Raw genomic sequence first — 20,755 nt, 5'->3', positions numbered from 1 at the left:
ACAAGTAACGGAACTGTCGGCTCCCTCACACAACTGAAATAATTGAAATCAATCAAAATGCTGGAAGCTCGGCCACAGGTCAGCCCAGGTGCCCGTCAGCTCCCGGCAGACGAAGACGCGAGCTGTTTGTTCCTCGTTCTCAACGTCGTAACCGTTGTCGAGATCGGCTTTGTGCTCGCACGATCCGAACGCCGTGGAACGGCTCGGATCACCCTGCGTCACGAGCACGACCACCGTCGCGGACTGCGGCGGCGGGCCGAGCCACCACAGCTCGTTCTGTCCACTGTAGACAGCAGGCAGGCCCAGCGCCTTGCCGTAGCGGTCCAGCGCGCCGGCCTCGCCGTAGTTGCCGGTGAGCAGCACCGCGCGCGGCTTGTCCTGGGCCGGGAGGGCGTCGTAGACCGCGGCGACCTGCCGCACGTACCGCGGCCAACCGATCTGATCCGAGATGCCCTGGTTGATGGCTGGGATGGGGGTCCCGCCCACGACGTCCAGTGGCAGCACCGGCAGCGAGGTCAGGATCGCGAACGCCGCGTTCACGGCCGCGCCGGCGACCAGGATCCAACGGCGGGTGACGCGCCGCTCGACGGGCACCGTGCCGATCGCGAAGAGCGCGGCGAGCAGCCCGACGGTGTAGTACGGCTGGCCGGCGATGACGAACAGCAGGACCAGCATCAGCGGGTACGCCAGGCCGAACGCGCGGACCGGACGCAACGCCGGATTCCGCAGGAGCGTGACAATCCCGGCGATCCAGACCGGCACGAACAGCGGGCCGAGCCACACCAGCTGCAGCGGGATCATCGTGATCCGCGCCTCGTCGCCCTTGTTCTCGGCGAGGGCGTCCGCCATGTCGAGCTGCGGATAGTCGTTGGCGATCTGGTACAGCAGGTTCGGCAGCCCGACGACGAACGCGATCCCGAGCCCGGCCCAGAGCCACTTCGACAGCAGCACCTTGCGCGGGCCGAGGATGAGCAGCCCGGCCGCGAACGTCAGCAGCAGCAGGATGACGAGGTGTTTGTTGTACAGCGCCAGCCCGGCGAACAGTCCCGCGAGCAGCCAGTACCGCGGCCGCTCGCGCAGCATGGCCCGCAGCACGCACAGGATGACCAGCAGCCACATCAGCAGGTCCGGCGCGGCGGTGATCGAGATGTGCGTGGCGACGAGGATGAACGTGGTCAGCACGCCGCTCGCCGCGAGGGTCTGCGCGACGGCGCCGCCGCCGACCTCCCGGGCGACCAGGGCAAGCAGGAACGCGGCGGCCACGATGTAGAGCACGCCGGGCAGGCGGATCGCCCACACGGTGTCGCCGAAGACCTCGATGCACAGGCGCATCAGCAGCGGCGTGAACGGCGGCTGGTCGACGTAGCCCCACTTGGGATGGGCGCCGACCATGCGGAAGTACAGCTCGTCCCGGTGGTAGTCATACCGGTTGATCGTCAGCAGGAGCGCGACGGCGGCCGTGGCCGCCACCGCACCGACAGGTTTCCATGCAAGAGGCGATCGCTCGATCACCGGCACAGGGTACTTAGACTTGTCGCTCCACGAATGCCGTGAACGCCTTGAGATTGTCCAGGGGCTCGCCGCGCTTGACCCGCCATTCCCACTCGCGGCGGATCGCGGAGCCGAAGCCGATCTCCAGCATCGGGTCGAAGCTCTCGTCGGCGTAGGTCAGCACCGCGCCCAGGAGCCGGTCGAGCTCCTCCTCGGTCACGGCGTGCAGCGGCAGGCGGCCCATCAGGTACACGTCGCCGACGCTGTCGACGGAGAAGGCGACCCCGTACATGCGGGCGTTGCGCTGCAGCAGCCACTGCCACAGCTCCTCACGGTGCTCGTCGGGATGCCGCATGACGAACGCCTCGACGCGCATGGTGTGCTCGCCGACGATGAGGTTGCAGTTGGTCTTCTGCTTGTGGGTGCCGGGCAGCACCACCACGTAGGCGTTGTCGCCGGTCTTCTCCCAGGCGATCTCGCGCTCGTCGCAGACCCGCTCGATCAGTTTCCGCACGACCTCGGTCATGACATCACCGCCAGCAGCTCGGTGTCGCGGTGGGTGGTGAGCGCGTCGCGGTACGCGGCGAGCAGGCCGCTCGCGGTGTGGCTCCAGGAGAACTCGTGGGCGTGCCGCACGGCACCGGCCGACAGCTCGAGCCGCCGGGCCGGATGGGCGAGCAGGTCACCGAGCACCGCGGCCCAGTCGGCCGGGCGGTGGGTGTCCACCAGTATCCCGGAGACACCGTCGCGCACGGCGGTCACCAGGCCACCGACGGCGGCCGCGACGACCGGGGTGCCGCACGCCTGCGCCTCGATCGCGACGAGGCCGAACGACTCGTTGTAGCTCGGCACCGCGACCAGGTCGACGGCGCGGAACAGCTCCGCCAGGTCCTCCCGCGGCTGCGGGGCGAGGAACCGCACGCAGTCGGCGATGCCGAGCTCGGTGGCGAGGTCCATGAGGGCGGTCGGCCGGTCCAGTCCGGAGCCGCTCGGGCCGCCGCAGACCGCCACGATCAGTTTGGCGCCCAGCTCCGGGTCGCGGGCACGCAGCTCGGCGGCGGCGCGCAGCAGCACGTCGGGGGCCTTCAACGGCTGAATCCGACCGACGAACGCCACCACGAGGGCGTCCTCGGGCAGCCCGAACTTCGCCCTGTGCCGCCGGCCGGAAGGGGTGAACGTCTCCAGGTCGACGCCGGGCGGCACCACGCTGACCCGGCGGGGGTCCGCCGCGTACAGCTCGATCAGGTCGGCGGCCTCGGCCGGGGTGTTGGCGACCAGGCCGTCCGCGGCGGCGACGACCTGCTCCTCGCCGATGACGCGGGCCAGCGGCTCGGGCTTGTCACCGTCGGCGAGCAGCTGGTTCTTCACCTTCGCCAGGGTGTGCGCGGTGTGCACCAGCGGCACGCCCCAGCGGTCCTTCGCCAGCCAGCCCACCTGACCGGACAACCAGTAGTGGGAGTGGACGAGGTCGTACCAACCGGGCGCCCGGGACGCCTCGGCCCGCAGCACGCCGTTGGTGAACGCGCACAGCTGCGCCGGCAGGTCCTCCTTCGCGAGCCCCTCGAACGGCCCCGCGATGACGTGCCGCACGAGCACGCCCGGCGCCATCTCGACGACCGGCGGCAGCTCGCTGCAGGTGGCCCGGGTGAACACCTCGACCTCGACGCCGGCCTGGGCGAGGCGCTCGGCGACCTCGACGATGTACACGTTCATGCCGCCGGCGTCGCCGGTGCCCGGTTGGTCCAGCGGAGAGGTGTGCACCGACAGCGTCGCCACCCTCCGGGGAAGGGAGCGACGGGACTGCGGGGTGTGCCTGTGCAGCGAGTCGACCCGCGCCACGTCGGTGCTCCTTCATCTGTTGCCGGACGGTTACATCTTCCCAACCGTCCATGTTCCCTCGCGGGCGGCCATCTACCCACCGTTGCGTTGGTCACTGCGCCCGCCGGTGTTTACGGCAGGATTGGGTGCATGTCTTCTCCTATCGCCGTGGTGACCGGTGCCTCCAGTGGCATCGGGGCTGCCACCGCCCGCCGTCTTGCTGCGGAGGGCTTCCACGTCGTCGCCGTGGCGCGGCGGGCCGACCGGCTCGATTCGCTCGTCGCTGCCCTGCCGTCGGCGACCGCGGTTGTGGCCGACATCACCTCCGATGCCGACATTTCCCGACTTGTCGGCGTGGTGACTGATCTGGGCGGTTCCGTCGAACTGCTGGTCAACAACGCCGGCGGGGCGATCGGCGCGGAGACCGTCGAGGAGGCCGACCTCAGCGACTGGCAGTGGATGTTCGAGGTCAACGTCCTGGGCACGGTCCGGGTCACCAAGGCGCTCCTGCCGCTGCTGGAGAAGTCGGGCCGGGCGACCATCGTCATGATCAGTTCCACTGCGGGCCTCGTCGTGTACGAGGGAGGCGGCGGCTACACGGCGGCCAAGCATGCCCAGACGGCAGTCGCGGAGACCCTGCGCCTGGAGCTCAACGGCCGCCCCATCCGCGTCGTCGAGATCGACCCCGGCATGGTGAAGACCGACGAGTTCGCCATCAAGCGCTTCGAAGGGGACGCGGCCCGCGCCGAGGCCGTCTACAAGGGTGTCGAGTTCCCGCTGGTCGCCGACGACATCGCCGACTGCGTCGCGTGGACCGCCACCAGGCCGCACCACGTCAACATCGACCGGATCGTCGTCCGGCCGCTCGCCCAGGCCGCCCAGCACAAGGTGCACCGGGTGGTGTGATGCGGCCGATCGGCGCCATCACGCGGGGCACCACCAACCCCAACCGGCTCCGGCGGGTCGACAACTGGATCGCAGTGACCCTCGGCGCGCTGCTCGCCCGCGCCGAGGCGCCGCTGGTCGTCGACCTCGGCTACGGCGCCTCGCCGGTCACCACCCTGGAGCTGCACCGCCGGCTCGGCCCCCGGGTCCGGGTCGTCGGCCTGGAGATCGACCCGGCGCGGGTCGCGGTCGCCCAGCCGTTCGCCGACCCGCCGGGTCTTTCGTTCCAGCGTGGAGGCTTCGAGCTGGCCGGGCTCGCGCCGACGGTCGTGCGGGCGTTCAACGTGCTGCGCCAGTATGACCTCGACGCCGTCCCCGCGGCCTGGGCGGCGATGACGGCGACCGGGGCGGTCCTGGTCGAGGGCACCTGCGACGAGCTCGGCCGGCTGGCGTCCTGGGTCACCGTCTCGGCCGGCGTGCCACGGACGCTGACCCTGGCCAGCCGGCTGTCCACGTTGGACTCCCCGGCCACCCTGGCCGAGCGCCTGCCGAAGTGCCTCATCCACCACAACGTGCCCGGGCAGCCGATCCACGCCCTGCTGTCCACACTGGACACCGCCTGGCGCGCCGCGGCGCCGCTGTCGACCTTCGGCCCGCGCCAGCGCTGGCGCCACGCGGTCGAGTCGACCCGGGCTGCCGGCTGGCCGGTTCTGGACCGCCCCGCCCGCTGGCGCCTCGGCGAGGTGACGGTCCCCTACTCCTGCCTGCTGTAAGGCCGGTCAGAGTTCGCAGTTCACCAGGACGGGCTCCGGGTGCAGCTCCACACCGAACTTCGCGCGGACCCCGGCCCGGATCTCGCGGGCCAGGTCCAGCAGCGCGGCGGTCGTGCCCGTGCCCCGGTTCGTGAGTGCCAGGGTGTGCTTGCCCGACAGGGCGACGCCGGTCGCCAGGTTGCCGTAGCCCTTCGTGAAGCCGGCCCGCTCGATGAGCCACGCCGCGCTCAGCTTGACCATGCCGTCGGGTGCGGGCCACGCCGGAGGTTCGCCGGCGGCGTCCCGTACCACGGCGACGGCATCGGCGGCAACGACCGGGTTGGTGAAGAACGACCCGACCGAGAACGTGTCGCGGTCCGCGGGGTCCAGCACCATGCCCTTGCCCGCCCGCAGCTGCAGCACCGCCTCGCGGACCTCCTTGAGGGGCGCGGCCTCCCCCTGCGCCACACCCAGCGTCCGGGCCAGCTCCGCATAGCGGATCGGCGTCGACACCGGCGACACGGCCAGCTCGAACGTCACCGACAGCACCACGAACCGCTCATTGTGCTTGAACACGCTCGTCCGGTACGCAAACCCGCACGCCGCCGCCGGCACGGTCACGATCTCGTCCCGGACCCGGTCATAGACCCGCACCTCGGTGATGGTCTCGGCGACCTCCTGCCCGTAGGCGCCGACGTTCTGGATCGGGGTGGCGCCCGCCGAACCCGGGATGCCCGACAGCGACTCGACCCCGGCCCAGCCGTTGGCGACCGCGGTCGCCGCGACCTCGTCCCACGGGTGGCCCGCCGCGACGGTCAGCCGCACCACCTCGCCGTCGCCAGGCGCGTCACCGGGCGCGTCACCGGGCGCGCCCGCCGGCTTGGTCTCGCCCCGCGCGCCGACCGCCTCGATGCCCCGCTGGCGCAGGACCACCACGGTCCCCGGAAAACCCTCGTCGGCGATGACGACGTTGCTGCCACCCGCCAGAATCAGGAGCTTCTCGCTGTTCCGCACGGCGGCCACGGTCTGCTCGTCCGAGGTCACCTCGACCAGATGATCGGCGGGGCCACCGAGGCGCAGGGTGGTGAGCTCGGCAAGGCTGGACACTGGCGCGGCTGCTTCGGACACCGCACCAGAGTAAGGCGTGGCCTAATGTTGGACGTGCAGCGTCCGGACCGGGAGAGGGATCGCCCATGAGCAAGCCTCAACTCACCAAGGAGTTCTGGCTCACCGCGCTGCGCACCGAAGGCGATGCCTTCCGGACCGCGCTCGGCGGGGAGACCCCGCTCGACGCCCCGGTGCCCACCTGCCCCGGCTGGCAGCTGCGCGACCTCGCCTGGCACTTGACGCAGGTCTACGTCTGGGTCAACGCCCTCGTCCCCCGCGGCGTTACCGACCGCCCCGAACATCCCCGCCCCGACGAGCCCCTCCCCGCCGGCGTCGACCCCGTGGTCGCCTGGACGGACGCGTTCACCGAGTTGATTGCCACTCTCGACGCCGTCGACCCCGACCTGCCCGCCTACAACTGGGCCCCGCAGGCGAAGAAGGCCTCCTTCTGGCACCGGCGGATGGCCCACGAGACCGCCATCCACCGCTGGGACGCCCAGATGGCAGGCGGCCTCAGCGAGCCCATCGAGTCGAAGCTCGCCAGCGACGGCGTCACCGAGGTCCTCGACAGCTGGTTGCCCGCCGGGCGCCGCAGCGGCCCCACCAACCGGGCCGGCATGATCGCCCTGCACGCCACCGACGTCGACCAGATCTGGTATGTCCGCCTGCGCGGCGCCGGGGTCGCCCTGCTGGACACCGACACCCTGCTGGACTCCGACGACCACCACGAGCGGGCCACCGCCAGCGGGCCGGCCAGCGACCTGGTGCTGGCGCTGTTCGGGCGGGTCGCCTTCGACACCCTGCTGGTCAGCGGCGACACCGGCCTCCTTGAGGGCCTCCGCGCCGGCTGACCCGCGGCCCGGCCCCGCGCTCGTCGGACCCTCGGCGGCGTTGCCGGGTCGCGCTCCACCCAGCCGGTCCCGCTACACCCGCACGACGGCGGGCGGCTTGCCATCCACGACTGGTGGCTTGCCGTCGACGACGGCCGGATTGTCGATGGGTAGGCCGAACAGCTTGCGGGTGAGCAGGGTGCTGCCCGCGACCGCGGCCGGCACGACCAGCACCGCGGCGAACGGGACCAGCAGGATCACGAAGACGGGCATGCCGAAGCCGAGCGCCATGGGACGGTTGGCCCGCAACAGGACGCGGCGGTCCTTCAGCCGCAGGCCGCGACGGTTGAACGGCACGCCGGTGAGCTCGACCGCGAGCAGCCAGCCGCCCACGACGGCGTCGAGGACCGGGACGACCGTCTGCCCGAGCACGGGCACGAACCCGAGCAGGAACAGCGGGACGGCGACCGCGATCCCCAGCACGATCAGCCTGATCGAGTCGGCGGCGTTCTTCAGCATCGTGCGATACCACGGCAGGTCGCTCATCCCTGGCGTGCCGCCGAACCGCTCCTCGATCCGCTCGGAGATGACCTCGTAGAACGGGTCACCGATGAGCAGCGTCAACGCCGTATACGTGAGCACGGACACCAGCGCCGACACGATGACGATCCCCGCACCGGCGCCGAACCTGGTGAGCCCCCGCCACGGCGACCCCCAGTCGTCGGCGAACCAGGTCACGGTCGCGGCCAGGTCCCGGATGAACCACAGCAGGAAGAACCAGGCCGTGCCGAGCAGCAGGAACGAGATGACCGCCGGGATCAGCCCGAGCAGCAACAGGCGGGGGCTGCGTCCATACATCGCGAACCCTCGGCCGAGCAGCCGCGCCCCCTCGGCGAACTCGTCCCACATCGTCTTCAGCGCCGCCACGCCGCCATTTTTCATGGTCCCGGGGAGCCACCGATCAGCGGACCCCCGGGATCACGAACTAAACGGAGAGGAGTCGCACCCCAGGCCCATACTGCTCCGGCGCACACGTCAGCACCGGCCAGCCGGTGGCTCGGGATTCCCAGATCACATGCTTGGCGGCCAACGAACCGGTCCATGAGCCGACCTGTTTCGCCGCCTCCTCGCCGAACGGCAACACACTGACAGTCACCGACCAAAGCAACGGATCCCACGCGGTTGGGCTGACGTCCGCCTGATGACCGGCCGCGGCCATCGCTGCGGCCGGAAAGCCAACCACGGCCTGCCCTCGGTCGGCTCTTTCCCAGAGTCTGTAGACCGGCATGTAGGCGGCGAACAGCGCGACCAATGCGCTGTCGTCGAAGACGAACATCAGGCGGCCTGCTGCGCACCTGGCACAATCATCTGACGAGCTCGGGCTATCAACTCGTCGACAGCACGCTCGTCCTCAGGCGTGGTCTCCGGGATCCGGTCGGCACCCCAGAGCTGCCGCAACAGCGCCGAGCCGGCGCCGGGCGTGTGCGGAGGCAACTGCGTCCTGGGCTGGATGTGGCCGTCCGCGGGCGCGTCCATTCGGTCAGAATACCTCGTCATCTCGTCCCCCGATCGAGCTTCGGTGATGCCCATGAGCGAGTATAGGGCCATGTGCGCATAGGACGGCAAGCGGACAAGATCGGCGGGCTATCTACGGTTGTCGCATGATCGACCGGAGTTCGGATCGGCCGCTGTATCAGCAGTTGGCGGACCTGCTGCGTGAGCAGATTAAGACGGGGAAGCTGGCGCCCGGGGCGTTCGTCCCGTCGGAGAGCAGCCTCATGCAGGAGCACGCGCTGGGGCGTCCCGCGGTCCGCAACGCGGTGTCGGTGCTGCGGCAGGAAGGGCTGGTCGTGTCCGCGAGGGGTGCGCGCACGCAGGTGCGGCCCGCCCTGGAGCGCGACGTCGTCGAGCTGGGCGCCGGCGACGAGGTGATCGGGCGGATGCCGACCGATCCGGAGCGGCGGGACCTGGGGATCGACCCAGGCGAGCCGATCCTGGAGGTGACCAGGGCGGACGGGCAGAAGCTCATCCTGCCCGCCGGCGCCCACCAGCTGCGGGTCAGTCGCTGAGGCGGACCCGCACGCGGCGGTTGGCCTTGCCCTTGCTCTCGACCTTGACGACCTGCAGGCGGCCGATCTGGGCGGTCGACGCGACGTGCGTGCCGCCGTCGGCCTGGGCGTCCAGACCCACGATGTCGACGATGCGTATCTCCTGCTCGTCGGCGGGGATCAGGTTGGACTGGGTGCGGATGATGTCGGGCAGCGCGAGGGCCTCGTCCCGGCCGAGGACCTTGGTCACGACCTTGCGGTCGGCGGCGACCTCGGCGTTGATGAGCTCCTCGAGCCTGGCCTTGAAGTCGGGTGGGACCTGGGGCAGGTTGAAGTCCATGCGGGCCTCGGCGGGCTCCATCGAGCCGCCGGTCACGAGGGCGCCGAAGTCGCGGAACACCACGCCGCCCAGGACGTGCAGGCCGGAGTGGGTGCGCATCAGCTTGGTGCGGCGGTCGTCCTCGACGGCCCCGATGACCTCGGTGCCGGCGGGCGGCAGCGGGTCACCCTCGGCCGGCAGCAGGTAGAGGTCGTCGCCCTTGCGGGTGCCCGTGATCCGCGTCTGGACCCCCTGCCACAGCAGCACGCCGTGGTCCGGTGGCTGGCCGCCGCCGCCAGGGTAGAAGGCGGAGCGGTCGAGCACGATGCCGTCCGTGGCATCGGCGTGCAGGACGAGGCACGTCCACTCGCGAAGTGTCGGGTCCGCGAGGTCGAGGCGGGCAGTCCTGCCGTGTTGCGTGACACCCATGACCGGAACTCTATGTCGGTCCGGCCCAGCGGCGCAGCGCGGTCATGGTCCGATCCCCCCAAGCAGCTCGTAGAAGGCGCATTCGCAGGACAAGACGCGCGGAGGCACCGCCTTGATACGCGGGGTGGGTCAGCCGTTCGGTCAGAACGTGCGCCTGGAATCGGACGAAACGCTTCCCACGGGACGTTCAGTTCAGGAACGTGGAGATCCGCTCGCGGAGGTCGGCCCGCTGGGTCCACACGACGCCGGGGCGGTCGTAGATGTGCAGCTCCGCGTCCGGGAGGGCCTCGGCGAGCTGCTCGGCGATGGCGACGGGGTGCAGTTCGTCGCCCCTGGAACCGATGACGAGGCATTTCGCGGTGACCTTGGCGAGGTCGGCGCGGTCGTTGACGGCGACCTGAGCGGGCAGGCTGCCGAGGCCGGCGGCGAGCCCGTCGCGCATCAGCTGGTCGAGTCGCTGGCGCAGAAACGCCCAGACCGGGGGCGAGTTGCGGACCTGGGTGGGGACCTCCATGGAGATCACGTCGGCGACGGCGGCGGCGTCTCCGGCCTCGATCGCTTCGAGCAGCGCGGTGAGGCGCTCCTGCGCGGCGGCCGGCCGCGCCGTATCAAGGACGGCGGGTAGGAAGAACACGGCGCGTTCGAAGCGGCCCGGGTTGTCGGCGAGCAGCCGGCAGAGGGCGCCCGCGCCGAGGCTGACGCCCAGGGCGCGGGTGGCGCCGGACAGGTCCGCGACAGCGCGCAGGTCGCGGGCGAGGTCGGCATACGTCCAGACGCCACCGGGCGAGGCGGAGTGCCCGTGCCCGCGGAACTGGAAGAAGACCTTGCGGCCGGAGACGGCGCTGCCCAGCGGGCGGGTCTCGGCGATGCCGCTGCCCAGTCCGTGCGCGAAGACCGTGACGGGGTTCCCGTCGCCGGTGATGAGCCATTCCAGCTCGACGCCGTGCGGGGTGGCGATCTGCTCCGTCGGCGGCGCGGGGAGGGTCGGCCGGCCGGTCTGCGGCCCGCGGGTCACGGGCGGGCGGAAGCGGTCGGGCCTGCCGTCGGGCGGCGGCGGCCAGCGAAAGTCCATCAACGACCCGCCATCACCACGAGCCGTGGCCGTCAACCGCGTCGCGCAGCGCGGGTCTGATGTCGAGCAGATACACCGCGAAGATGCCCGCGGCGATGAGCAGGAAGATGCTGAGGTAGCCCATGCGCAGCTGCGGTGCGACGGCGGTGAGCAGCAGACCGCCGCCGGTCAGGGCCAGCCAGACCGTTTTCGACATCGTGCCGATGGCGGGGAACGCGTCGGCTCGTTGGACGAGACAGTGCAGCAACGCCGCGGCGCCGAGCACCAGGCAGAAGATCCACACCGCCAGGTCGATGTAGAGCTCGACCCGGTCGTAGAACATCGGCACGGCAGTCACCATCCCACGAGCTTATTCCGAAGCCCCCCGGCCCGTGCGAGACGGTGCCGGAGGGCTCCTGACAAACTCCCGGTTACTTCTTCGCGGCCGTGGTCTTCTTCGCCGCGGTGGTCTTCTTCGCGGGGGCCGCGGCGGGCACGGTGGAGGACGCGGCCTCGGGCTTCGTCGTCACGGCCGGCGCGACGTCGGCCGGGGTCGGGGTGACGGCGACCTCGGTGGTCACGGTCTTCGCGGCCGGCTCGATCTCGATCTTCGCCTCGGCGGTGCGACCCCCGGCGACGACCTTCTCGCCGCGGTTGACCAGCTCGGTGTAGACCGCGACGGCCCGGTGCTGGGCGACCTGGGCGCCCGCCTGGGCGTTGGCCAGGATCGACTCGGCGTTGCGCAGGGCGGCGCCGCGCAGGCGGTCCAGGTCGGCGCGCAGCTTGGTCTCGGCGACCGCGTCGGTCACGGCAGGGCGCAGCTCCTCGACCCGGGCACGCAGCTGGGCGACCTGCGCGGGCAGCTTGCGCAGCTGCTCATAGGCCAGGTCACCGGCGCCGGCCGCGGCGTAGAGCGGGGTCGGGATCTTCCGGGTGGTGGTGCTGGTGGTCATGCTGACTCCTCTGACTTCGTCGTGGATACCGCAGCAGCGTCAGACCCCGCCCCCGAGGCCGCGCTGTCCGCGTCGTTGCGCGTGTTCTCGCGCCGGAACGTCTCGTAGATCTGCGTGAGCGACTGCTTCTGGGCCACGGTGAGATCACCGTCCGCAGCGATCGCAGCCAGCACGTCGTGCCCTTCACGCTCGAGCAGGCCGGCCCGCAGATACATCAACGGAGTCGACACCCGCAGCGCCCCGGCCAGCTGCGCGAGCACCTCGGCGCTCGGTTTGCGCAGGCCACGCTCGATCTGACTGAGATATGGGTTGCTGACTCCGGCCTGCTCAGCGAGCTGGCGGAGCGAGATGCGCGCGTTGCGGCGCAGGTCACGAATGAACCCACCCAGGTCGCGCGGCTCTTCAGTCACGTTACTGACGGTAGCTCGCCCTGCTAACTCTTGCAAGCAAAACGCTAGCAAGAGCTAGCGTGAACCGGGTCACCAGACGGCGCGGACCTCTCCTACCCGCGTCCCGCCACCCAAAACCGGCATATCCGCATATGAACCCAAAGCGAAGCCTAGCCGAGACAGCGCCGCGGCGAGCACAGGAACCCGAGAACGCATCCCGCCGTCGTCGATCTTCAACGCCACGGCTCCGACGCCCGGCAGCGCGGCCGCCAGTACACCTTCCGCGCCACCCTTCACCAGCAGCCCGGGGAACGCCCGCATGAGGTGCGTGTCCTCGCCGCCCACGTCGGTGCCGGAGACCAGGTCGGGGTGCGCCCGCATCGCGTCCGCCACCCGCCGTGGGGCGGAGCCCGGCTCGGCGGACACCAGCCGCAGGAACGCCGCCGCCAGCCCGCGCAGCGACACCGCGAGCAGCGGCGCGCCGCACCCGTCGACCCCGACCGCGACGGCCGGCTCGCCGGCGAGCGACTCGACGCCGTGCCGGATCGCCACCTGGACGGGGTGCGCGGGGTCGAGGTACCCGGCGAGGGGCCAGCCGTTCGCCGCGCAGGTGCGCAGCATCCCGGCGTGCTTGCCGGAGCAGTTCATGAACAGCGGCGAGCGCCGCTCACCCGCCCTGACCAGGTCGTCCCGGGCGTCCTCGGACAGCGGGTAGTCCGGTGGGCACCCGAGCGCCGCCGGTGAGATGTCGGCGAGGACGCCACGTACTGACTCGATGTGCACCGGCTGACCACGATGGCTGGCCGAGATGATCGCGAGCTCGGCCGGGGTGGCGTCGAGCCCGGCCGCCAGCATCCCGACGGCCTGCATAGGCTTGTTGGACGAGCGCGGGAAGACCGGTCCGAGCACGTCGCCGGCCCACGCCGTGACCTCCCCGTCCGCGTCCAGGACCACGACCGACCCGCTGTGCCGGCTCTCCACGAACCCGCTGCGGATCACCTCGGCGAGCGGCTCGCCGCCCAGATACAGGTCGCTCATGCGCGGATGCCGAGCAGCGCGCGAGCCTCGACAGGGGTCATCGGGGGACGCTGGGCGAGCCTGGCGAACGCGGAGGCGCGCGCCACGAGCTGCGCGTTGCTCTCCACCGGAACACCCTTGGCGTAGGTGACGGTGTCCTCCATGCCGACCCGCAGGTGCCCGCCTGCGGACAGCGACGCGAGCAGGACCGGCAGCGTGCCCCGGCCGATGCCGGTCGCCGAGAACGTGGTCCCCTCGGGCAGGTCGCGCATCGCCTGCACGCACGCGACCAGGGCCTCGGCGGTGCCGGGCATCCCACCGGGCACGTTCATCACGAGGTCGAGGTGTACGTGGTCGCCGAAGGGCAGCCCGTGCCGGTCGAGCAGGCGCCGCAGGGTGGTGAGCTGTCCCAGGTCGAAGATCTCGTATTCGGGGACGATCCGGCGGTCGCGCATCCGGGTGTGCAGCTCGACGATGAACGCCCACCGGTTGAGGAACACGTCGTCGCCGAAGTTGACCGTGCCCATCGTGCAGGAGGCCATGTCGGGCTCGGCATCGAGGACCCGCAGCCGGTCCTCCTCCGGGTCGGTGACCGCGCCGCCGCTGGAGAGCTGGACGATCAGGTCGGTCTCGGCCCGCAGCGCGGCGACGGCCTCCTTGAGCCGCCCCAGGTCCAGGGTGGGCTCGGCGGCGTCGTCGCGGAGGTGCACGTGGATGACGCCCGCGCCGACCGCCTGGCACTCCTTGCCGGTCGCGACCAGCTCGTCCAGGGTCACCGGCAGGGCTGGCACGTCGGACTTGCGGGACTCGGCACCGGTGGGCGCCACCGTGATCAACGTCGTTGTTGTCATGGCTCTTTCTACAGCGGGTCGATCGCGGCCGTGGACGGGCCCACCTGCAATTGACCGCCGTCGTCGGGCTTGACGTTCTGCCTGACCACCGCGAGCGCGATCTGGCCGAGCTCGTAGTGGCGCACGGCGGTGCCGACGAACCCGACCGCCCGGCCGTCCTTGACGACCTCGGTGTGCGGCGCGGGAAGCTCGTCGGTGGCGATGCCGTCGAGGTGCAGCAGGACCAGCTTGCGCGGCGGGCGGCCCAGGTGATGGACCCGGGAGACCGTCTCCTGACCCCGGTAGCAGCCCTTCTCCAGGTGCACGGCCTGCGCCGTCCATCCGACCTCCGCCGCGAGGGTCTTGTGGTCGGTCTCGAAGCCGAACCTCGGGCGGCGGGCCGCCACCCGCATCGCCTCATACGCCCAGATGCCGGCCGGTGGGAGCGCGGCGGCGGCGATCACGTCGGGCACGGCGGCGCGCGGCACCAGCAGGTCGGCGCCCCCCTCGACCCGCCGGACGAGACCGTCGAAGCCGGGCAGCGTCGCGGCGGCGTAGCGGGCGGTGGGGCGGTCCGGCACGGTTCCTGTGGCGAATTTCGCCGGCGGCACCGGTGCGACATCAGCGGGCTCGAGCGGACCGACCCCGAGCGCCCTGAGTGCCTCGTCGGTCTGTGGGCCGACGATCGACAGCACGGCCCGGTCGGCGGTCACGTCGGCGGGCTCGACCCGCATCATGAACCGCATCCGCTCCAGGAACGTCAGCAGCCCGCCGCCGGCGCCCGGCTCCAGGTCCAGCCACGTGGCCGTGCCGTCGTCGACGAGCACCGCGTGGTGCTCGACGTGCCCGTGCGGGGACAGGACGAGCAGCTCGGAACCGGTCATCGGGGGCAGCCCGGTCAGGTGCTGGGTGGTGAGGCTGTGCAGCCAGGTCAGCCGGTCCTCGCCCGGCACCGCCAGCACGTCGCGGTGCGAGCGGTCGACCAGGCCGGCCTCGGTGTCGAGGATCTTCTGCTCGCGGCTCGGGTCGCCGTAGTGCGCGACCGCTCCGGCGTCGATCGATGAAGGTTCTATGGACGCCACGGTGACGGGCTTCACGGGTTACTCCTCTTTGGAACCGCAGCTGTCGCACACACCGAACAGGGCCACGTGGCCGATGTCGAGGCGAAAGCCGCGGGTGGTGCACAGGTCCTCGGCGAGGCCCTCAAGGGTGGACGACGGCAGCTCCTGCACGTCGCCGCAGCCCCGGCACACCAGGTGGGCGTGCTGATGTTCGCCGAGCGGGTGATAGGTGGGCGCGCCGTGCGACAGGTGCGCGTGCGTCACGAGCCGGAGCTCCTCGAGAAGCTCCAGCGTGCGGTAGACCGTGGTGATGTTGACCCCGGCGGCCCGCTCGCTGACGTCGGCGTGGATCTGGTCCGGCGTCGCGTGGCGCAGCCGGTAGACCGACTCGAGCACGAGCTGCCGGGGCGCGGTCAGCCGCAGGCCCCGCGACCGGAGCACTACGGCCAGATCATCGAAACCCACGACACCAGGTTATCCCGCTACGCGCTCCAACCGGGCGGACAGGTGCGGCTGGAGTTTCTCGCCGACCGCGGCCAGGTCGAACGCGTAGAGCAACGCACCGTCGACGATGCCATACAGCCGCTGGCCGCCGCGGACCTCTTTGGCGGTCGACGTGCGGACCACCGCGTCGGTGGCCATCTGCCACTGCGTGGTGCCCTTGGCCTGACCGATGTAGAGCTCCATGATCCCGGTCGGCTGGTTGAGCAGCACCTCGACCTCATCGGTCGCCTTGCCGTCCACGAGCACCGGCCGCCACCAGCCGGTCTCCCGGTTGCTGGGCTTGATCGCATTGCCCTCGACGTCGATCACCCACGCGCGCGACTCGTAGAACAGGAACGGCCGGCCGTCGTGGCTGAACCGGATCTCCTGCGCGTAGTGGAAGCCCTCAATCGTCGGGTAGTCGCCCTGGCCGCGCCCGCGCCACACCCCGACCAGCGGCAGCAGACCGAGCAGCGCAGGATGGAGATCCGGCCCGACCCGCAGGTCGTGCGTCTCCTCATACGGGTATTCCCCGGCCTGCGCCAAGCCCGCCCACGGCGGCTGCACGTCCGTCACCAACGCCCCCTCGACACCCTTACCGCGAGATAGATCAGGCCGCCGGCCAGTGCGCCCATGCCGGCGACCAGCAGACTCACGAACCCGATCTCAGTAACCATCGCAGCTGATCCTATTCCTGGCTTCACTGTTCCTGGCTTCGGGCGGCGTTCGCCGCGACCGGCCGGGGGGTTCCCACCCCGGAGCCCCCCATGCTCGCGGTGCTCGCACTCGTGCGCTCTTATGCTGCGAGGCATGGCACGCTCTCTGGTCATCAAGACAACCGCCGGCGCGGACGCGCCGGAGCGCTGTTCGCAGGCGTTCACCGTGGCCGCCACCGCCGTCGCCGGTGGGGTGGCCACCTCGTTGTGGCTGACCGGGGAGTCGGCGTGGTTCGCGCTGCCGGGCCGGGCCGCCGAGTTCGAGCTGCCGCACGCGGCGCCGCTCGCCGACCTGCTGGAGGCGATCCTGGCAGGTGGCTCGGTGACACTGTGCACCCAGTGCGCGGCCCGTCGCGACATCGGCCCCGACGACGTCATCCCCGGTGTCCGCATCGCCGGGGCGGCCGCCTTCATCGAGGAGGCGCTCCAGAACGGCGCGCAGGCACTGGTCTACTGACTCAGCAGCCGGCGGTCGAGGTGATGTGTAGCCCGTCACCCTCGACGCGCAGGGCGACACCCGCCTCGCCGGCCCGGAAGGCGAAGAGCCCCGGCTCGTCGAGGATCACCGCGGTGGCGGGGACCGTGGTGCGTGCCGCGGCGCCGTCGCCGGTGGTGACCGCCTCAACGGTCCACAGCGTGCCGCCGCCAGGACAGGTGAGGCGGTGGGTCCGCCACTGCGACGCGGTCTGCTTGAGGGTGTCGAGGACCGCCTGGACGGGTGCCCGGTTCGCGGTCTGCGACTGCGGGGTGGCCTCCTCGACGGCGGCGTCCTGGATCCGGCAGCCCGTGTCGGCGGTGAACCGCACCTGACCGGGCTTGACGACGGCGCCGCGCAGCGTGACGAAGTCGCCGGCGTCCGCGGTCAGCAGGTGGGTGCTCGGTCCGCTCACCAGATGGCTCTGGTACGCCGCGGGCAAAGCATTGTGGACCCGGTCCAGGACGGCGGGCTCGGTGTCCTGTTTGACGTACACCAGCAGCACCCGTTCGAACCGGGTGCCCTCGCGCGCCGAGGTGACCCGGCAGCTGCGATCGGTGCGCGTGTAGCCGCCGAGGGCCGGGACGGAGGTGGCGGGGTCCAGCGCGGCGGCGACCCGGGCGAGCGCGGTGTCGACCACCGGCAGGCCGTCGGCGATCGTGGTCTGGTCGCGGGACGTCGGCGGATCATTGCGCGAGGAATAGTAGGCGAGCCCGGCCACGACGAGCACCCAGGCAGCCGTTCCGGCGATGATCCAGCGACGTTTCACGGCGGACATCCTCGCAGCCCGGGACAACGACGCCGCCCTCCGGGGTTGGGCCCGGAGGGCGGCGTCACTTGCGTGCGAAGGTCAGGCGACCGCGACGGCGACCTCGTTGATGCCCCGGGCGGCGGCCAGGGAGGCGTCGCCGTTGCCCTGGCGGGACAGGGCCCGCAGGGTCCAGTTGCCGGGCGCGGCGAAGAACCGGAACTGGCCGGCCGGCGACGTGACGACCTCGGCGGTGAACTCACCGGTCGAGTCGAGCAGGCGCACGTAGGCGCCGCCGACGGGACCGTCGCCGGAGCTGACCACGCCCGTGATGACGGTTTCCTTCTCGACGTCCACGGAGGCCGGGATCGGCGCGCTCTGCTCGGGCGCGCCGCAGCTGTCAACAGCACTCATGATGATCTGCCTTTCACGCGTTGCCGGGCTCGTCGCCCACGGCGACGGGGACACCCACGAGGGAGCCGTACTCGGTCCAGGAACCGTCGTAGTTGCGCACGTCGCTGTGCCCGAGGATCTCCTTGAGCACGAACCAGGTGTGCGAGGAGCGCTCGCCGATGCGGCAGTACGCGATGGTCGACTTGCTGTCGTCGAGGCCGGCGGCCGCGTACAGCTCGCGCAGGTCCTCGTCGGACTTGAAGGTGCCGTCCTCGTTGGCGGCCTTGCTCCACGGCACCGACACGGCGGTCGGGATGTGGCCCGGACGCTGCGCCTGCTCCTGCGGGAGGTGCGCGGGGGCAAGGAGCCGGCCGGCGTACTCGTCGGGCGAGCGGACGTCGACGAGGTTCTGCACGCCGATCGCCTTGACGGCGTCGTCGCGGAACGCGCGGATCGACAGGTCCTGGTCGTGCACCGCGACATACGTGGTGGCGGGGCGGCTGACCTCGTCCTTGGTCAGCGGGCGGCCGTCGAGCTCCCACTTCTTGCGACCGCCGTCGAGCAGCTTGACGTCGCCGTGACCGTAGAGCTTGAAGTACCAGTACGCGTAGGCGGCGAACCAGTTGTTGTTGCCGCCGTAAAGCACCACGACGTCGTCGTTGCCGATGCCCTTGCTGGACAGCAGCGCCTCGAACTGCGCCTTGTTGACGAAGTCCCGACGGACCTGGTCCTGCAGCTCGGTCTTCCAGTTGATTTTGACGGCACCGGCGATGTGGCCGCCGTCATAGGCTGCGGTGTCCTCGTCGACCTCGACGAAGACCACGTTGTCGGCACCGATGTTCTGCTCGGCCCAGTCGGCCGTGACCAGTGCGCTCTCGCGACTCATGAGTGTTTTCTCTCCCAGGGAACGAATTTGGGGCGGGTCGAGTCGACACACGGGTCGGGGTGTGCACCACGCCGCGCGCGACCCGAGGGGACGGATCACGGTTTCGGCGATGAGTCTGGAAACTGCCGCGGACTGGAAAACGCCCGCCAGACCCATCGGTCTGGGGCGCCGCTGCCTCGAGCCGTTAGAAGAGCACGCTGCAGGGCCGCACCATTAGGGGCGGCAACACAGGCAGGTGGCCACGCGGCACAGGTCGACCGCGCGCCGTCTGGTGAGCAGCATGCTCATGGTCAGGCAGCCTAGCATCGCGGAGAGGGTCGGCCCAGGGTCCGTTGAGTCACTGTCCGCCTGTTGGACCTGATCACTGGCCGGACAGCGGGACGTTCTTGGCCGAGGCGATGACGAGCAGGCCGGAGTCGGTGGTCTCGGCGGAGTTGATCACCAGGTTGTAGGGCAGGCCCGGCAGCTTCAAGGTCACCTGGAGCCGGCTCTTGTTGGTCTGGATGAGGTCGTTGACGAACTTCGGCAGGTTGCCCTGGTCGGTGGTGACCGACTCCAGCTTGAGCAGGACCTTGCCCGCCTCGACGACCATGCTGCCGTTCGCGATGATCACGGCCTTGAAGCCCTGGTACTGGAACGGCAGCCGCAGCTCGATCTTGTTGTTGACGACCTTCACGTCGACCGCGGAGGGGTCCACGCCCTGCGGCAGGTTGGTGAACTCCAGCAGCTTGCGGACGTTGTCCCAGGTCATGGTGGCCCGGCCGGCGACCTCGCCGGCGACGACCTCGCCTGTGCCGTTCATCAGGTCGCGGGCGTCGGCCTTGACCGCCTTGGCGTCGACGGTGAGCTCTTCGAGTTTCACGTTCTCGATCTGCGGCTTGCTCAGCGCGATCGTGATCTTCTGGTACTCCCCGGCGAGCACCTGGGTGAGGAAGGGGAAACCGGCGATCTTCACCGAGGGGTCGCCCTCGTAGGTGACCGAGTTGGCCGCGAGCTGCTTGCGGGTCTCGTCGGTGATGCGGTCCTTCGCGGTGCTCGCCGCGATACGGTCCGCGACGAAGAGCACACCGACCAGGACCACCGCCAGCACGACCAGGACAATGCCGATCTTGGCCCCTCGACTCGCCGCCACGGCGCTCCTTCCGCATCCTGCGTGTGTTGTACCGGGACGTACCCAGACACCAGGATTTCGTACCCTGGCAACCTCTGAACTACAGCAGGAGCAGGACGCTGGCGACGTAGGCGGCGGGGGCGGCGAAGGCGAAGGCGCCCATCGGGCCCTGGATGTACCGGGCCAGGTACAGGGCGGGCTCATCACCGTCGATGAGGCGGCTGGCCTCCGCATAGCCGACGGACAGGTCGACCATGACCGCCACGATGGCGGTGGCCAGCCCGGCGAGGGCGCTGGGCAGCGGGGTGATGCCGTCCAGCAGGTTGCCGATGGCGCCGGCGGCGGCCGTGCCGACCATCGCGCCGAGCACGACGCCGGCGCCGCCGCGCGGGACCTGCGGCGCGATGCGGGGCAGCGCGACGATCGCGTCGGTGAGCCGGGCGATGAGGATCGCGATGCCGGCCGCGGCGAGGCAGGCGACGATGGCCTGGGTGCCGCGCACGTTCCGGCTGAGCACGATCACGCTGGCGAAGGCGACGACGCCGAGGGTGACGACCAGCGACGAGCCGAGCGACTCGGTGACCCGCTGCCGGCCGGCGGGGCGGGTGAGCTGGCCGACGACACCGACGATGAAGCCGGCGGCGGTGACGTACGCCAGCGGCGCGAGGGACGCGGGACGGGTCAGGACGGCGGCGACGTCGGTGCCGATCGCGACCGCGATGCCGACGGCGGCGACGACGCGCGGGGCGGGCGGGCGGCTGGCGATGGTCCACACGGCGACGAACAGCACCTGCACGCCGAAGATCACCACGGCGTAGGACTCGTGCCTGGTCTGCGCGCCGACGACCAGGCCGATGGTCATCAGGGCGGCGAACCCCGCGATGCCGAGGGAGACCAGCCGTCGGACCGGCGGCCACGATTCGGACGTATCGGGAACTTCCCACCCTTCGGCGGGGGCCGCCT

Annotated in this window: 28 protein-coding genes and 1 pseudogene; 5 read left to right on the top strand and 24 right to left on the bottom strand. The window is 70.9% G+C overall.

The annotated features are described in order from the left end of the window. Nucleotides 1–48 precede the first annotated feature (48 nt). Genes AB0K00_RS51320 through mshA form a run of 3 tightly spaced genes read right to left on the bottom strand, consistent with a single transcriptional unit; the run spans nt 49 to nt 3,330 of the window. Nucleotides 49–1,470 carry a glycosyltransferase family 39 protein gene (locus tag AB0K00_RS51320; protein ID WP_363538099.1) on the bottom strand — a complete coding sequence of 474 codons (1,422 nt, stop codon included), beginning with the start codon at nt 1,468–1,470 and terminating at the stop codon, nt 49–51. 55 nt (nt 1,471–1,525) lie between these two features. Then, nucleotides 1,526–2,017, bottom strand: coding sequence for a YbjN domain-containing protein (locus tag AB0K00_RS51315; protein ID WP_363538097.1), 492 nt, complete (start codon nt 2,015–2,017; stop codon nt 1,526–1,528). Next, nucleotides 2,014–3,330 carry a D-inositol-3-phosphate glycosyltransferase gene (gene mshA, locus AB0K00_RS51310; RefSeq protein WP_363538095.1) on the bottom strand — a complete coding sequence of 439 codons (1,317 nt, stop codon included), beginning with the start codon at nt 3,328–3,330 and terminating at the stop codon, nt 2,014–2,016. Before mshA ends, AB0K00_RS51315 begins: the two co-directional genes overlap by 4 nt. Before the next feature lie 129 nt (nt 3,331–3,459). On the opposite strand from mshA, the gene AB0K00_RS51305 reads away from it, so the two are divergent. Together AB0K00_RS51305 and AB0K00_RS51300 are read left to right on the top strand one after the other, a co-directional pair. Continuing rightward, nucleotides 3,460–4,215: an SDR family oxidoreductase gene (locus tag AB0K00_RS51305; protein WP_363538093.1), complete on the top strand. Its 756-nt coding sequence runs from the start codon at nt 3,460–3,462 to the stop codon at nt 4,213–4,215. Continuing rightward, the gene (locus AB0K00_RS51300; protein WP_363538116.1) at nt 4,215–4,967 is read left to right on the top strand and encodes a class I SAM-dependent methyltransferase; all 753 of its coding nucleotides are present in this window, start codon (nt 4,215–4,217) and stop codon (nt 4,965–4,967) included. The genes AB0K00_RS51305 and AB0K00_RS51300 overlap by 1 nt, the downstream gene beginning before the upstream one ends. 6 nt (nt 4,968–4,973) lie before the next feature. On the opposite strand, the gene AB0K00_RS51295 is transcribed toward AB0K00_RS51300, so the two are convergent. Beyond that, the gene (locus AB0K00_RS51295) at nt 4,974–6,074 is read right to left on the bottom strand and encodes a UDP-N-acetylmuramate dehydrogenase (RefSeq protein ID WP_363538091.1); all 1,101 of its coding nucleotides are present in this window, start codon (nt 6,072–6,074) and stop codon (nt 4,974–4,976) included. Between the two features lie 65 nt (nt 6,075–6,139). Here AB0K00_RS51295 and AB0K00_RS51290 point away from each other — a divergent pair, with 65 nt between their 5' ends. Next, complete coding sequence (locus tag AB0K00_RS51290; protein WP_363538089.1) at nt 6,140–6,904, top strand: maleylpyruvate isomerase family mycothiol-dependent enzyme; 765 nt, start codon at nt 6,140–6,142, stop codon at nt 6,902–6,904. Nucleotides 6,905–6,976: 72 nt separating this feature from the next. Here the strand turns inward: AB0K00_RS51290 and AB0K00_RS51285 are convergent, their stop codons facing one another. Genes AB0K00_RS51285 through AB0K00_RS51275 form a run of 3 tightly spaced genes read right to left on the bottom strand, consistent with a single transcriptional unit; the run spans nt 6,977 to nt 8,473 of the window. Further along, nucleotides 6,977–7,810, bottom strand: a complete 834-nt coding sequence (locus AB0K00_RS51285) for an EI24 domain-containing protein (RefSeq protein WP_363538087.1) — start codon at nt 7,808–7,810, stop codon at nt 6,977–6,979. Nucleotides 7,811–7,868: 58 nt separating this feature from the next. Beyond that, entirely contained in the window at nt 7,869–8,219 is a 351-nt protein-coding gene (locus AB0K00_RS51280; RefSeq protein ID WP_363538086.1) for a hypothetical protein, read from the bottom strand. Beyond that, nucleotides 8,219–8,473: a hypothetical protein gene (locus AB0K00_RS51275; RefSeq protein WP_363538084.1), complete on the bottom strand. Its 255-nt coding sequence runs from the start codon at nt 8,471–8,473 to the stop codon at nt 8,219–8,221. The genes AB0K00_RS51280 and AB0K00_RS51275 overlap by 1 nt, the downstream gene beginning before the upstream one ends. Nucleotides 8,474–8,544: 71 nt before the next feature. Here AB0K00_RS51275 and AB0K00_RS51270 point away from each other — a divergent pair, with 71 nt between their 5' ends. After that, a complete protein-coding gene (locus tag AB0K00_RS51270; RefSeq protein WP_363538082.1) occupies nt 8,545–8,952 on the top strand; it encodes a GntR family transcriptional regulator in 408 nt (135 codons plus the stop codon). Here AB0K00_RS51270 and AB0K00_RS51265 read toward each other — a convergent pair. The 11 genes and pseudogenes from AB0K00_RS51265 to mtfM all read right to left on the bottom strand — a co-directional run bounded on the left by AB0K00_RS51265 (nt 8,942) and on the right by mtfM (nt 16,140). Beyond that, nucleotides 8,942–9,679, bottom strand: coding sequence for an alanyl-tRNA editing protein (locus AB0K00_RS51265; RefSeq protein WP_363538080.1), 738 nt, complete (start codon nt 9,677–9,679; stop codon nt 8,942–8,944). The two genes, AB0K00_RS51270 and AB0K00_RS51265, sit on opposite strands and share 11 nt — an antisense overlap. A 187-nt stretch (nt 9,680–9,866) precedes the next feature. Beyond that, nucleotides 9,867–10,754: an alpha/beta hydrolase gene (locus AB0K00_RS51260; protein ID WP_363538078.1), complete on the bottom strand. Its 888-nt coding sequence runs from the start codon at nt 10,752–10,754 to the stop codon at nt 9,867–9,869. Between the two features lie 10 nt (nt 10,755–10,764). Further along, a complete protein-coding gene (locus tag AB0K00_RS51255; protein WP_363538076.1) occupies nt 10,765–11,091 on the bottom strand; it encodes a DUF2516 family protein in 327 nt (108 codons plus the stop codon). A 70-nt stretch (nt 11,092–11,161) separates the two neighbouring features. Next, nucleotides 11,162–11,683: a hypothetical protein gene (locus tag AB0K00_RS51250; protein ID WP_363538074.1), complete on the bottom strand. Its 522-nt coding sequence runs from the start codon at nt 11,681–11,683 to the stop codon at nt 11,162–11,164. A 20-nt stretch (nt 11,684–11,703) separates the two neighbouring features. Beyond that, nucleotides 11,704–12,093: pseudogene (locus AB0K00_RS51245) on the bottom strand (helix-turn-helix transcriptional regulator); the annotation flags it as partial. Between the two features lie 69 nt (nt 12,094–12,162). Further along, nucleotides 12,163–13,110, bottom strand: a complete 948-nt coding sequence (locus AB0K00_RS51240) for an asparaginase (protein WP_363538072.1) — start codon at nt 13,108–13,110, stop codon at nt 12,163–12,165. Then, complete coding sequence (locus tag AB0K00_RS51235; RefSeq protein WP_363538070.1) at nt 13,107–13,940, bottom strand: 3-keto-5-aminohexanoate cleavage protein; 834 nt, start codon at nt 13,938–13,940, stop codon at nt 13,107–13,109. Before AB0K00_RS51235 ends, AB0K00_RS51240 begins: the two co-directional genes overlap by 4 nt. A gap of 8 nt (nt 13,941–13,948) precedes the next feature. After that, entirely contained in the window at nt 13,949–15,016 is a 1,068-nt protein-coding gene (locus tag AB0K00_RS51230; protein WP_363538068.1) for a folate-binding protein, read from the bottom strand. Between the two features lie 3 nt (nt 15,017–15,019). Next, entirely contained in the window at nt 15,020–15,445 is a 426-nt protein-coding gene (locus AB0K00_RS51225; RefSeq protein WP_363538067.1) for a transcriptional repressor, read from the bottom strand. A gap of 9 nt (nt 15,446–15,454) precedes the next feature. Next, a complete protein-coding gene (locus AB0K00_RS51220) occupies nt 15,455–16,039 on the bottom strand; it encodes an FABP family protein (protein WP_363538065.1) in 585 nt (194 codons plus the stop codon). Beyond that, on the bottom strand, nt 16,036–16,140 hold the full coding sequence (gene mtfM, locus AB0K00_RS51215) for a small membrane protein MtfM (protein ID WP_033363477.1): 105 nt from the start codon (nt 16,138–16,140) through the stop codon (nt 16,036–16,038). The genes AB0K00_RS51220 and mtfM overlap by 4 nt, the downstream gene beginning before the upstream one ends. Before the next feature lie 121 nt (nt 16,141–16,261). On the opposite strand from mtfM, the gene AB0K00_RS51210 reads away from it, so the two are divergent. After that, nucleotides 16,262–16,636: a DsrE family protein gene (locus tag AB0K00_RS51210; protein WP_363538063.1), complete on the top strand. Its 375-nt coding sequence runs from the start codon at nt 16,262–16,264 to the stop codon at nt 16,634–16,636. A gap of 1 nt (nt 16,637) precedes the next feature. Here the strand turns inward: AB0K00_RS51210 and AB0K00_RS51205 are convergent, their stop codons facing one another. The 6 genes from AB0K00_RS51205 to AB0K00_RS51180 form a co-directional block, all read right to left on the bottom strand. Beyond that, on the bottom strand, nt 16,638–17,423 hold the full coding sequence (locus AB0K00_RS51205) for a hypothetical protein (protein ID WP_363538061.1): 786 nt from the start codon (nt 17,421–17,423) through the stop codon (nt 16,638–16,640). An 81-nt stretch (nt 17,424–17,504) separates the two neighbouring features. Then, on the bottom strand, nt 17,505–17,816 hold the full coding sequence (locus tag AB0K00_RS51200) for a DUF1416 domain-containing protein (protein ID WP_363538059.1): 312 nt from the start codon (nt 17,814–17,816) through the stop codon (nt 17,505–17,507). Nucleotides 17,817–17,829: 13 nt separating this feature from the next. Next, on the bottom strand, nt 17,830–18,681 hold the full coding sequence (locus AB0K00_RS51195) for a sulfurtransferase (RefSeq protein ID WP_363538057.1): 852 nt from the start codon (nt 18,679–18,681) through the stop codon (nt 17,830–17,832). A 213-nt stretch (nt 18,682–18,894) separates the two neighbouring features. Next, nucleotides 18,895–18,963, bottom strand: coding sequence for a putative leader peptide (locus AB0K00_RS51190; RefSeq protein ID WP_313900978.1), 69 nt, complete (start codon nt 18,961–18,963; stop codon nt 18,895–18,897). A gap of 79 nt (nt 18,964–19,042) precedes the next feature. After that, nucleotides 19,043–19,813, bottom strand: coding sequence for a DUF2993 domain-containing protein (locus AB0K00_RS51185; protein WP_363538055.1), 771 nt, complete (start codon nt 19,811–19,813; stop codon nt 19,043–19,045). A gap of 79 nt (nt 19,814–19,892) precedes the next feature. Then, nucleotides 19,893–20,654 carry a hypothetical protein gene (locus AB0K00_RS51180; protein WP_363538053.1) on the bottom strand — a complete coding sequence of 254 codons (762 nt, stop codon included), beginning with the start codon at nt 20,652–20,654 and terminating at the stop codon, nt 19,893–19,895. Nucleotides 20,655–20,755 lie beyond the last annotated feature (101 nt).

This window comes from Dactylosporangium sp. NPDC049525, assembly GCF_040676755.1.
GTDB lineage: Bacteria > Actinomycetota > Actinomycetes > Mycobacteriales > Micromonosporaceae > Dactylosporangium.
This window is presented reverse-complemented; position numbering and strand designations above follow the sequence as displayed.